At 36.0% G+C, this 13,152-nt stretch carries 8 protein-coding genes; 2 read left to right on the forward strand and 6 right to left on the reverse strand.

Annotated features, from left to right (window positions below):
* Nucleotides 1-7: 7 nt before the first annotated feature.
* The 5 genes from REB14_RS01885 to gndA form a co-directional block, all read right to left on the reverse strand.
* A complete protein-coding gene (locus tag REB14_RS01885) occupies nt 8-646 on the reverse strand; it encodes a TetR/AcrR family transcriptional regulator (RefSeq protein WP_079242012.1) in 639 nt (212 codons plus the stop codon).
* A gap of 712 nt (nt 647-1,358) precedes the next feature.
* Entirely contained in the window at nt 1,359-1,997 is a 639-nt protein-coding gene (locus tag REB14_RS01890; RefSeq protein WP_079242013.1) for a TetR/AcrR family transcriptional regulator, read from the reverse strand.
* A gap of 695 nt (nt 1,998-2,692) precedes the next feature.
* On the reverse strand, nt 2,693-3,403 hold the full coding sequence (gene pgl / locus REB14_RS01895) for a 6-phosphogluconolactonase (protein ID WP_309521335.1): 711 nt from the start codon (nt 3,401-3,403) through the stop codon (nt 2,693-2,695).
* A gap of 27 nt (nt 3,404-3,430) precedes the next feature.
* Nucleotides 3,431-4,912, reverse strand: a complete 1,482-nt coding sequence (gene zwf / locus REB14_RS01900) for a glucose-6-phosphate dehydrogenase (RefSeq protein WP_309521336.1) — start codon at nt 4,910-4,912, stop codon at nt 3,431-3,433.
* 13 nt (nt 4,913-4,925) lie between these two features.
* Entirely contained in the window at nt 4,926-6,344 is a 1,419-nt protein-coding gene (gene gndA, locus REB14_RS01905; RefSeq protein WP_309521337.1) for an NADP-dependent phosphogluconate dehydrogenase, read from the reverse strand.
* 252 nt (nt 6,345-6,596) lie between these two features.
* On the opposite strand from gndA, the gene REB14_RS01910 reads away from it, so the two are divergent.
* A complete protein-coding gene (locus REB14_RS01910; protein ID WP_034696561.1) occupies nt 6,597-6,956 on the forward strand; it encodes a hypothetical protein in 360 nt (119 codons plus the stop codon).
* 162 nt (nt 6,957-7,118) lie between these two features.
* On the opposite strand, the gene REB14_RS01915 is transcribed toward REB14_RS01910, so the two are convergent.
* Nucleotides 7,119-7,844 (reverse strand): response regulator transcription factor, encoded by a 726-nt coding sequence (locus REB14_RS01915; protein WP_079242016.1) that lies wholly within the window; start codon nt 7,842-7,844, stop codon nt 7,119-7,121.
* A gap of 781 nt (nt 7,845-8,625) precedes the next feature.
* Here REB14_RS01915 and REB14_RS01920 point away from each other — a divergent pair.
* A complete protein-coding gene (locus tag REB14_RS01920) occupies nt 8,626-13,134 on the forward strand; it encodes a GEVED domain-containing protein (protein WP_309521338.1) in 4,509 nt (1,502 codons plus the stop codon).
* Nucleotides 13,135-13,152: the final 18 nt, after the last annotated feature.

Here is a 13,152-nt window from a genome sequence, read left to right on the forward strand (position 1 = left end):
TAATAACTTATAGATTATCATGGGTCTGTTCTACCATGAAAGATATTGCCTTTTTAATTTTTTCCCGTCCTTCAGGTGTATTCGTATCTATACCACAGAAAAGACTACCATTCAGAGATGCAAACATATTGAGGTAGTATAGTCCTGAAACCATGATAGCCATAATAGAACGGTAGGTATCCATTTTATCTTTAAAACGGGATTCCATCAATAATTTGAAGATATATTCTCCATTTTCTTCCTGAGTATCAATCAGTTTTTTTAATGATTTTCGGGGCTCAGAAATAGTCCACAACAATAGTTTTTGAGCTTCTTTATTGGCGTATACGTAATCAAACTGTGAAAGAAGCATATGTTCGATAAATTCTCTGCCTCCATCTTCAAGATTCGGTTTCATCTTTTCCACTTCCTCGCTGGTTACTTTTACCCAGAAATCCTGTGTACGGACATATTCGTCCATCAGGCCATCCATTCCGCCAAAATAGGTATAGATCATTTTTTTATCTACTCCGGCAGTAGCAGCGATATCATTAATCTTCAACCCTGCATGTCCCTTCGTTTTGAGTATTTTTCCAACGGCATCCAAAAACTTTTTTTTGCTGCGTTCTTTATTCCTAATACTACCTGATGCTGACTTTCTTTCCATGACTAAACATTCAATATACAAGTTTAAGAAATTTTTTTATCATTTTAGACACCTACCAGTGTCTAATTTAATCTATTTGTATATATTTGCACAAACTAAAACCATTTTATATATAAAACACTATTGAAGTTGAAAAATTAAAAACTATTCAGATTGTATCGTTAGTTCCCTCAGTTTAAAATATTTCGAACATCAACGACTGAGGTAAAAACACAACTAGCAGCATCATTTTTCTATAGTGATGCTGTTTTTTTATCTCAAAAAATGGAATGATATTAAATAAAATACTTTTTTATAGATATTTTTTATCACTTATTCTTTTTAGGAAGTATATACTTACTATAAGATAGAAATACTGTTGTATTTTACAGATTAAACCTATTGAAAAAGATTAATTAATAGAATTTCTTACTCTTAAAACAAAAATAACATTCTGAATTTCAAAACATTAAATAAAATTAAGAAAAATTTTACTATTTTACACACTTCAAAGTGTCTTATTTTATATATTTGTACAAACTAAAACCAACTATATATTTTAAAACACTATTAGGTTGAAAAATAAGACAATCAAATTGTATTATTGAGTTCCCATACTTTAAGACAATTTCAAATACGAAACAACTAAGGTAGAAACACAACTTATAGACAGACCATTAGATTTCTAATGGTTTTGTTTTTTATAGAAAGTTCAATTTTCAAAATTAAAAATCTAGAGGTTTTCATAGGTATGATGCAACATGAAAGAAATAGCTTTCTTGATCTTATCCCTTCCTTTAGGCGTGTTCACATCTATTCCACAGAAAATGCTTCCATTAAGAGAGGAAAACATATTCAGGTAATAAAGTCCGGAAACCATAATTGCCATAATAGAACGAACATCTTCAGCATTATCTTTAAAATGGGAATCCATCAAAAGTTTAAAAATGTACTCTCCGTTTTCTTCCTGTGTTTCTGTAAGTTTTTTTAAAGATTTACGAGGTTCTGACAAGCGCCAAAGCAGGAGTTTTTGCGCTTCTTTGCTGGAATAAACATAATCAAATTGAGATAAAAGCATTTCTTCCATGAAAGATTTCCCTCCATCATCCAACTTGGGTTTTATTTTGCCGATTTCTTCAATGGTTACTTTGCTCCAGTAATCCTGCGACCGGATATACTCATCAATCAACCCGTCTATCCCTCCAAAATAAGAATAAATCATTTTCTTATCCACCCCGGCTGTAGCAGCAATACTATTCACTTTCAAGGCAGTATACCCTTTTGTTCTCAGTATCTTTCCCACTGCATCCAAAAACTTTTTTTTACTGCGTTCCTTGTTCCGGATACTTCCTGCTACAGACTTTCTTTCCATGGTAAACTTTCAATCGTACAAGTTTATGAATTTTTTTTCGTTTTAGACACTTTTTAGTGTCTAAATTTATATATTTGCATAAACTAATAACCATTTTTAAATAAACAGACAATCAAAGTTGTGAGGTTGAGAGAGATCAGGTTGTACCGTTAGTTCCCTCAGTATAAATATTTTAATATTCAATACTGAGGCAAAACATTACTTCAGCAGCATCATTATGTATGTAATGGTGTTGCTTTTAGTAATGATGATATTTTTAGCGGTCCCCTGTTATGCTGTCGTTTTTATATACTTCAATCTACTTTTTACAATTTTATTATTCTCTTATAATGCTGTATGTGAAAGGGTTTTCTTGAGGTTTCAAATTGCTGATCAAAATATTTTTCATTTTTTTAAACTTTTAGACACTACGAAGTGTCTTATTTTGTATATTTGTTCAAAACTAATAACCATTTTACATAGAAGCACTATTTGAGTTGGAAAAATTATAAGTTTCGAACAAAAAGCAACTAAGGTAAAAACACTAAATGCTGCAGCGTCATGAGTTCTCTAATGATGCTGTTTTCATTTAGCGTACCTTATTTTCGTTTTAATGTACAGAAAATTGTATTTACCGGGAATCCGGTAATAGAATAGTTGATATGAAGAGAGACTGTCCAAGGACAGTCTCTTATTTTTTTCAAGATTGAAGTATATTAACCTCTGGCTTTTTCGTCTGTAAAAAACTGAAATCCATTCTTCTTCTCAATAAGCTGCATTGGATATAATGAAGGATTATATTCACCATTCAAAACTTCATTCAGCGCATGTTTTTTGGATTCACCAAATGCAATAGCCAGAATATGATCTGCATTATTGATAATAGGTGCAGTCAAAGTAATTCTGAACATTTCCTGAGGTTTAAGATAATAGGCAGAAACCCATTTTTCTTTTTCATTTAAAACTTCTTCTCCAGGAAATAATGAAGCCGTATGACCATCATCTCCCATTCCCAGCAGGATAAAATCAAAAACACCTTCATCGTCAAGAACAGTTCTGATCTGCTGTTCATAAGCTTTAGCATAGTCTTCAGGAGTGATTCCTTCAGCATACATAGGAAAGATATGGTTTTGATCTACCGGAACCTGATTGAGAAGTGCCTCATCTGTCATTCGGAAGTTGCTTTTATCATCGTTCAAAGGAACCCATCTTTCATCTACCCAAAAAAAGTAGACTTTATTCCACTCAATCTGTTCTTTATATTCTGGTGTCGCCAGCAGTTTGAAAATGGCTTTAGGCGAAGATCCTCCACTGAGAGCCACTACAAAACGGTCATTTTTCTGAATAGATTTTTTTGAAAGGTCAACAAATGTATCTGCAGCCTTTGCGTACAGTTTTTCCAGATCGTCAAATACTGTAATATTCATTTTCTGTTTGTTTAAATTTATATTGTTTTATACCCAGCTGTGTCCTTGTCTTTCTACCAAAGCATTCACGTCTTCCGGTCCCCAGCTTCCTGCTTTATAGTTTGGAAAAGAAAGGTCTTTATTATTTTCCCAGGCTTCCTGTATGGTGGTGACAACATCCCATGCTTCTTCCACCTGATCGGAACGCATAAATAAGGTAAGATCTCCCAAAAGAGCATCCTGTAATAAGGTTTCATAAGCTTCCGGAGTATCATCCTGACAGGCAAAATTATCGAAAATCATTTCAGCAGGCTTCAAATCCAACGTCAGCCCTGGTTTTTTAGTCATGAACTGTAATCTGATATCCATCATTGGCTGGATATTAATAATCAACCTGTTTGCTGACAAAAGATGTGGACTGTCTGAGAACGTTGAGTGAGGAAGCGGTTTAAATTGTATGGTAATGTAAGAGTGTTTTTCTTTCATTTTTTTCCCGGTACGAACATAGAAAGGAACATCCTGCCATCTTTCATTATCCAGATAAAATTTTATGGCAGCAAAAGTTTCTGTATTGGAATCCGAAGCAATTCCATCTTCCTGACGGTAACCTTTCACTTCCACTCCGTTTATAGTACCTTTTGCGTACTGACCTCTTACCGCATAATGATCCACCTGATCGGAAGATATTCTACGAATTGATTTAAGAACGTCTACTTTTCGGTCTCTGATTTCACCAGACTGCAATGAAGCAGGTGGTTCCATTGCTACCATACACAGGATCTGCAACAGGTGGTTCTGGATCATATCCCTTAATGCTCCTGTCTGTTCATAGAAAGCTCCTCTTGTCTCTACCCCAACTTCTTCCGCTACTGTAATCTGTACAGATTCTATGTATTTATGATCCCATAAAGGTTCAAAAATTGAATTCCCAAACCTGAACGCCAATATGTTCTGCACTGTTTCTTTCCCCAGATAGTGGTCGATACGATAGATTTGTTCCTCTTCAAAAGTTTTAGCCAAAAGACTGTTTAATTCAATCGCAGACTGTTTATTATGACCAAAAGGTTTTTCAATAATAATACGGTCCTTTTTCGGATCAGAAGCCAATGAAGTTGTTTTGATATGATTGGATATCGTGGTAATAAAATTAGGTCCAATGGATAAATAAAATAACCTGTTTGCTCTTATCCCATACACGGAATCAAAATCCTGCAATTTCTGCTGTAGATTCTCATAAGAACTTTCTTCATCCAGCTGATGCTGAAAATAAGTAATATGAGCCTGAAACCCTGCCCAATCTTCAGAAGTCACTTTTTTTCTGGAGAAACTCTCAAGGTTTTCTTTGATATAATTTCTAAAATTTTCGTTGGTATTTTCTGCCCTTCCCAATGCTACAATATTAAAGCCTTTGGGCATTCTGCCATCGATATATAAGTTATAAAATGCCGGAAAAAGTTTTCTTTTTGCCAGATCTCCTGTAGCACCAAAAATAACGATAGTTGTTGGCTGCAAGATTCTATTTTGATTCATTTCTTCCGAATTTTTAATTGTTTGCACTTTGCCAAGAAGTATGGAAAACCCCCTCTCTGTCAATACGCTGATACGTATGAGCTCCGAAATAATCACGCTGAGCCTGGATCAGATTCACAGGAAGAGATTCTGTAGTATAGGCATCAAAATATCCCAAAGCCGTCTGGATTCCCAAACTTGAGATTCCGTTGGTAACGGCATAGCCTGCAGTTTTTCTTAAAGCTTTGATTTTTGATTTTACCAATTCAGAAATATCGTGATCAAGAAGAATATTAGAAAGATTAGGATTCTGGGTATACGCTGAATAGAATTTCTCCAGCAATACAGAACGGATAATACATCCTCCTCTCCAGATTTTCACCACATCTTTCAGCGGAATTTCAAAACCATATTCTTCAGATGCTTTTACCAGTAAAGATAAACCTTGCGCATAGCTGATTAAGGTAGAAAGGAAAAGAGCATCACCCACTTCCTGAATGAATAATTCTGTATTTTCCGGATTTGTAATTTCGCTTTCAGTATAGATTTTTGAAGCCTGAATTCTTTCGTTTTTATAGGCAGATAAAATTCTTGAAGTTACAGCAATATCAATAGTAGGAATAGAAACTCCTATTTCCATAGCTTGCTCAGAAGTCCATTTTCCGGTTCCTTTCGCTCCTGCTTTATCTAAAATCTGATCTACAAGATAGCTATCTGTTAATGAATCTTTTTGGGTGAAGATATCTCTGGTAATTTCAATAAGGAAAGAGTTCATTTCGCCATTATTCCATTCTTTGAAAACCTCATAAAGCTGTTCGTTATTTAGACCTGCTCCTCTTTTAAGAAGATCATAAGCTTCACTGATAAGCTGCATAATTGCATATTCAATACCATTATGTACCATTTTCACATAGTTTCCGGCAGCCCCTTTTCCCATATAAGCTGTACATGCTTCGTTGTCTACTTTTGCTGCAATGGCTTCCAGCATTGGTTTCAGAAGTTTGAAGGCTTCCAGATCACCTCCCGGCATTATACTTGGTCCTGTTCTGGCACCTTTTTCACCTCCTGACACTCCCATTCCCATAAAATGCAGTTTTTTGGACGCCAGATCAGCAACACGTCTGTTGGTATCTTCAAAATAAGAATTTCCTGCATCAATCACGATATCGCCTTCACTTAAAAGTGGGGTAATATTTTCCAGCACAGCATCTACAGGTTTTCCAGCAGGAACCATAAGAATAATTTTTCTTGGAATTTCCAGTGCGGATACGAAATCTTCTAAAGAGCCTGTACCTTTTACCTTCATTTCTGAAGCAGCTCCACCTTCTAATTCTTTCACTTTTTCCTGATCAAGGTCGAATCCTGCGATTGAAAATCCGTTGTCAGCAATATTATAAAGCAGATTCCGCCCCATTACTCCAAGGCCAACCATCCCATAACTATATCTTTCCATTATATTGGTATTAATATGAATTTTGTTATACAGACAATAAAATTACGGAAATGCCTAGTATGAAAAAAATAAAAGGAAATAAAAAGTTGAGAGCACTTTTGTTTTTCCCTCATTTATAAGCCCCTAATATTCACATTTTCACATGATTTTGTGTTTACAGAATAAAATTCAATCATTAATATGGGAATGATCTATTAAAACAGTCTGTTTTTTGGCATAATTAAACTTATATTTGCCAAAATTTATAAAGTAATGAACTATAAACTTGAACTCAACACTCAGGAGCCTAATTCTAAAATCGTTTTTAATAATATCATATTTGATTCGTTCAAGATTAATATAGTTGAAAGATATATTGGGTCAATGAAGGCTCGTCCTACATTATGTGAGGTTTTATTTAAAGTAAGAACTTTAGATAATGTCATTATCAACAGAAAAGATGGTAATATAAGAGTAAAGATAAAGGGTGATGATTTTGAAACATATCAGAAACTATCCAGAGACCTGAACTCTTATGAATACAAAAACAAACTGATTAACAGAAAAGAGGTAGAACAGAATTATGTTCATTTCATCCTGAGTTTAGTAATTACAAATTATCAGCTTAATTAAGCTGTTCCGGGCACTCTCCTTCTATCATTTTGCAGAGGGAGAATGTTCAGAAAACAATACACAGAAAGCAAGCAGTTTTTTCATTAAAAACTGTAAGTTACACTGAGCGTTCTATTTTGATTCTCAGCCATTTCGGCCTGGAAGCATTTAAAAAAGTATAGTTTAAATCAAATTATTCGTTATTACGTAGGATATTGCTTCGATGATATTCTTTACTCCAATTCTCTCAAACAATTTGCTTCTGTGAAACTTTATGGTACTTGGTGACACAAACAATTGTTCTGCAATTTCTTCTATTTTTAATCCCTGAAGGTAAAGTCGTATTATTTCTATTTCCCTTAATTTTAGGGCAACTTTAGATTCTTCTGTCCATTTTCCCGTGAAGAGATTATACTTCCAATAGGTCTCTGAGGTATTGGAAACAATCCTGATATTTCCTGCAGACCGGTTGAGAGAATAAGACACTACACAGACTATTTTGGAAATTTCTCCATCATCAAATAGTTCTATAGGTGTAATCTTATGATTGACAAGCACATCTACACTATTGGCATATTTCAGATGAAAATCATAGGTAATGGTGTGTACTTTTTTTTCTTCAGGTGAAAGGCATTCAAAAAACTTTAATCCGTAGGTACTTACTTTCTTTAATATGTCAAGATCGGCCTTCTTAGTGTATTTACGAAAAAAATTATAACCCATTTTTTCAACTTCAGCAGCACTTAAACCAGAAAAAAGAAGAGGATTCTCAGAAATAAACTCTAATTTTTTTGTTTTAAGATCTGCAATGTAAACACAGCCCAGACTGGTTTCTGATACCGCTTTTAGTACATTAAGATACTTCTCTGATGCCTTTGCGGCATATAATGAATTATTTTTATCACTCATATTTTTGACATGATAATAAGATATAAAACTTTTTTATTAGACGACTTTTGCAAACATATTCATAATTAAGCTAAATAAAAAATCTATTAAAACTTAATTATAATTAAACTAAAAACTACAAATCACTTATTTTTATAATAAAAAAAACTACATAGATTCATTTTATTACATTTTTAATACCTTGAAATTATATATTTCCACTTTGTACGGAGATGAAAAAAGAAAAAAAGCAGAAGAATGAAAGAAAGATATTTATATAAGTCAATATTTTAAAAGGAAACTTATATTTTTTCTGTTTTTGAAAGCATTTTTGGAGGATCAGTTTCTAATTAATTCATCAAGCTTTGATTTAAAACTATACGAAAGTATAGTAACATTCAATTTTTAATAAATTAATTTTACCCAAGCCATAACAATAAAAACTAATCAAAGAGAACCATCTAAAAATGAAAGATTCCAAAAAAAATTAAAAACTACAACAACTTATACGCAGAAAAGTGAGCTTTTTTATAAAATAGATTAAACCATCACTCATCTGCAACCGAAATTATTCCCACTCGCTTAGTATTCTACTATTTTTCCTGTTTATCCATTGATCACTTTTGTTAAAGAGGTGATGTGGAAGTACAGTAATATGCTTTAACCCACTTATCGTCTCTGTGAATTGAAAACACAGTTTTTCTATGAGTTTCTGAAACGAATCCCATAAAAAAGCACGTGTACTTTTCAAAAGGACACTTAAGTAAATTGAATAACAGACTCTAACTTAAAATGAAACTATATGAGAAAAATTCTACCCATTATCTTATTTTTAATGATTTTTGCGCATGCCCGGGGACAAACCTGTTCTCCTGTTCCTGTGCCTTTTTCACAGTCATTCAGCAGTGGTGCACTACCAGCATGCTGGATCAGCCAAAACCCTTCTTCAACCTCAACGAACGCTAATGTTAAGTGGAAATTTTCCGGATCAGCGGGATATGGAGCTACCGGAAACGGAGGGAAACCTGCCGGAACTTTTGCATGGGTTGATGCATCTTCACCTTATGCAGGTGAACACACCGTTGAACTGATTAGCCCTCAGATCAACTTAGCCGGATTAACGAATCCTTATATCAAATTTGAATGGTTTAAGGATCATTTGACAGCACTCAATGGCACAGTGCCTGCTGCCGACAACAATCAGCTAAAACTTGCCGTAAATAACGGTTCCGGATGGGTACAAGTCTGGTCCGGTGATACCAATTCTCCTGAATGGAGAACAGTTGGTGTTCCTTTGGCAGCAAGTTATGTCGGAACAACTATTCAGCTAAAGTTTGCCGTTGATAAAGATGTAGCAGGAAATGGTGATTTTTATGACGATGTATTATTAGACGAAGTTCAGGTAATACAAGCTCCTACATGTTTTGAACCTGTTACTTTGCCTGCATCTAATATTGCACCTACTTCTGCAACACTGAACTGGACTGCTCCGCTTGTACCTGCACCAGCTCCAGCCAATGGATATGAATATTACTACAGTACAAACAGTACTCCTCCTGCAGCTGCAACACCAGGCACACCCAATCCCGGAACAAGTGCTAATATCAGCTCTCTTACTTCGGGTGCTACTTATTACTGGTGGATAAGATCTGTCTGTTCTGCAACGGATAAATCACAATGGGTAGCAGGTAATCCTTTTACACCAGGACAAATTGGTGGAGGTGCTGCCACTCATGCTTTCCTACCCGTTTATTCCTGTTCTGGATTCAATTATTCCCAGCAGATTTATATGGCTTCAGAGATTGGAGCCGCTGTCGGAACGAATAATTATATAACAGCTATCAGATTTTTTGTTTCCACAACTGCAGCTACCCAAGCTAATTATAATCAATGGGTAGTGTATATGGGAAACACTTCACAAGCAGATTTTGCAACCACTTCAAGCTGGATCCCTTCCCCCTCTTTAACACAGGTATATTCTGGAACTTTACCGGCAATGGTAGCTGGTACCTGGGTGGAAATTCCTCTAAGCACACCTTTCCTATGGGACGGTGTCAGCAATGTGGTGATAGGTGTTGATGAGAATTCAACAGGAACATCATGTACCGCCAACTGGGGAAGTTATTCTGCAGGAAATAACCGTGGAATGATTTATTACAATTCAACTACCAATCCGGACCCGGCAAATCTTCCTACTGCAACAAGCAGATATGCTGTATTACCGAGGGTACAATTGACAGGTACAACGTTACCAAGTTGTACCAACACTCCTCCAGCCAATATTGCAATAAATAATATTACAGCTACCTCAGCCAATGTTACATGGACTGCAACAGCCAATGCAACTTATGTGGTAAGATACAGAATACCTCCTTCCCTTACATGGCAAACGATCAATATAACGACTCCTTTTACTAATAATGTAACGCTTACCTCTTTAACTGAGCAGACTCAATACGAGGTAGAGATCGCAACCATTTGTGGAACGCAAGGGACATTTTCTACCCCGGTCAGTTTTACAACACCTGCACTCACTTACTGTAATGCTGCAACAGCAACAGTTACGAACGGTTACATTAATAACATTACGATGATGGGTACCAATGTACCTTTAACCAGTAATAACTCAGGGCCAACAACATATACGGATTATTCTACAGATCCTACAAAGACCATTACACTCCTGAGAAATTCAGTTAACAATACATTGTCTGTAGGAAGATCAATTATATCAGGAACCTATTCTACCAATGCGTGGATAGATTTTAACGGGGATGGTATTTTTGATAACAACCCAACAACCACTGCTGGCGGAGAAAGAATTATGAATCTTGGTTATTCCAGCACAACTCCTGTTACTGCTACTTTTGATGTTCCCGCAAATGCTTATTTGGGAACAAGTAAAGTAAAAATGCGTGTCATTGTATATTCTCTCACTCCAGCCAACGCCTGCGGACCTTTAACAAGTAATGGAGAGGTGGAAGATTATTACGTAAAGTTCATTGATCTTCAGCCTTGTACTACAGCTGCTCCTACTACTATTGCAGTGAATAACCTTACTCATAATTCTGCGTATGTCTCATGGATACAAACCGCCAACGCAACTTACGTTATCAGATGGAGACAAGGAAATACAGGTGCTTGGCTTCCAAGTGCAACAGGACAAACACTTCCGGCAGGACAAAGCTTTTATACAATAACAGGACTTACCGAGCAAACCGGATATCAGGTACAAATTGCCACAATCTGTAATGGAAGTCAGGGAGCATTTTCTCCAAGTATAAGTTTTACAACTCCGCCATTAACGTATTGCAGTATGACCGGAACAGGAATTAACGATTATATTTCAAATGTGAAAGTTACCCCTGTCAACTTCCCAGTAATGGACAACACATCTGTTCAAACGAATTACATCAGTTACACATCTGCTACTACACTTATCAATCTTGAAATCGGTTCCCAGGGAAATCAATTATCGGTTTCTAAAGAATGGGCAGGTACTCAGTATGCTGATGCCGTAAACGCTTGGATCGATTGGGACAGAGACGGAGTTTTCACAGATGCTGAAAAAATAATGACTTCTACTGCCAGCACAACAACTCCAATAACAGCAACTTTTAATGTTCCTGCAACAGGAATTTATACAGGTCCACTAACCACTACGATGAGAGTGGTACTGAAACGAACCAGTGCTCCTGTAATGTGTGCAGATGCAGCCAATGGAGAGGTAGAAGATTATGCTGTAAGATTAAGACCTTGTAATAATACAACACCGGGAAATCCTGTATTTACCAATATCACACATAATTCAGTGAATATAAACTGGACTGCTGCAGCCAACAATAATGCGTTTGTTCTGGAATACAGACCTGTTACAACACCTGCTTCTGCATGGACCACTTTAAACCTATCTGTTTTAGGAGGAAACCCGCCTGTAACAATCAATGCTTTAACTTCTGCTACTACTTATGAGGTAAGAATTGCAGCGGTTTGTGGCAGCACAGGAATCGGAGTATATACTCCAATAAAAACATTTACAACAAGATGTGATCCTACTCCACCATTTGTAACGATCAGTAATGTAACATCAAACTCAGCCTTAATCACCTGGAATCCGGTTGTTCCAAGTGCCTCTTATATTTTAAGATGGCGGGAAGTAGGCGCTGGCCCATGGAATACACCAACGATCCCTCAACCACCGGCAAATTCATATACGATTCCAAACCTTGATTCATTTAAAACATACGAAGTACAGGTAGCCAATATTTGTAATGGAGAAACAACAGCCAATCCGTGGTCTAATCCAAAAGTATTTACCACAGAAAGAATATGTGAAATTTCTCCTCCGGGGCTTATGATCACTCAGATTATGCCAACAACGGCAGAAGTGGTATGGGATCCTTTTCCGGGAACTACTTATATACTGAAGTACAGAAAAGTAGGTATTCCGAGCTGGACAGAGGTTGTGGTTCCTACGAATACTTACACCATCACTGGTTTGCTGGAACTCACTAAATACGAAATGCAGGTAGCCAATCTCTGTAACGGAGTACCGGGAAATTTTACAAAACTGTATTATTTCACTACTCCAACCGTCATCTACTGCCCGATGTCAGCAGCTAATTCTACGACAGAATTTATTTCAAAGGTGACCGTGAAACCTAATGGTAATAAGGAAATGATAAATGAATCTCTTGCATCTACTTATTCAAACTTCACAGGAAATCCTTTACAATTTATTGAGTTGATCCAGGGATCAAAAGGTAATCAGATTACTATTGAAAAAACTTTAAGTTCAGGAACTAACGCTGGCGTAGCGGTCTGGATTGATTTTAACAGAAACGGAGAATTTGACATCAATGAAAGAATTCTGGCAGACGGGCCTAATGGAAACCTAACAGCAAGTACTACTTTCTCTGTTCCTGACAATGCCTTCATAAGTATGACAGATTATAAATATGTAGTCATGAGAGTCGCTTTACAGAAGGATGGTATTCCTGTGAACTGTACGAATTTCAAAGACGGCGAGGTGGAAGATTATACGGTCAGAATTTCAAAACAACCTGTACCAAATTCTCTTAATCAAGCAGACATCCACATTTATCCCAACCCGGTAAGCTCAGTATTGTATGTAAAAAATATAAGCTTCAAAGCTCAATATAAAATTTACAGTGCTGCTGGAAGATTGATATCAAGTGGAATCATCCTGAACAATGCTATTGATGTGAGCAATCTTATCCATGGAATGTATATGATCGAGATAGAAGATGGAGGAATAACCGTTCAGAAGAAGTTTATTAAAGAATCTTAATCTCTTTTGTCAATGAAA

The sequence above is a fragment of the Chryseobacterium metallicongregator genome (assembly GCF_031324065.1).
Lineage (GTDB): Bacteria > Bacteroidota > Bacteroidia > Flavobacteriales > Weeksellaceae > Chryseobacterium > Chryseobacterium metallicongregator.

Excerpts from the sequence above, each read along its gene's own strand:
- REB14_RS01885 (WP_079242012.1), bottom strand. The coding sequence starts at position 646 with ATGGAAAGAAAGTCAGCATCAGGTAGTATTAGGAATAAAGAACGCAGC.
- REB14_RS01890 (WP_079242013.1), bottom strand. The coding sequence starts at position 1,997 with ATGGAAAGAAAGTCTGTAGCAGGAAGTATCCGGAACAAGGAACGCAGT.
- pgl (WP_309521335.1), bottom strand. The coding sequence starts at position 3,403 with ATGAATATTACAGTATTTGACGATCTGGAAAAACTGTACGCAAAGGCT.
- zwf (WP_309521336.1), bottom strand. The coding sequence starts at position 4,912 with ATGAATCAAAATAGAATCTTGCAGCCAACAACTATCGTTATTTTTGGT.
- gndA (WP_309521337.1), bottom strand. The coding sequence starts at position 6,344 with ATGGAAAGATATAGTTATGGGATGGTTGGCCTTGGAGTAATGGGGCGG.
- REB14_RS01910 (WP_034696561.1), top strand. The coding sequence starts at position 6,597 with ATGAACTATAAACTTGAACTCAACACTCAGGAGCCTAATTCTAAAATC.
- REB14_RS01915 (WP_079242016.1), bottom strand. The coding sequence starts at position 7,844 with ATGAGTGATAAAAATAATTCATTATATGCCGCAAAGGCATCAGAGAAG.
- REB14_RS01920 (WP_309521338.1), top strand. The coding sequence starts at position 8,626 with ATGAGAAAAATTCTACCCATTATCTTATTTTTAATGATTTTTGCGCAT.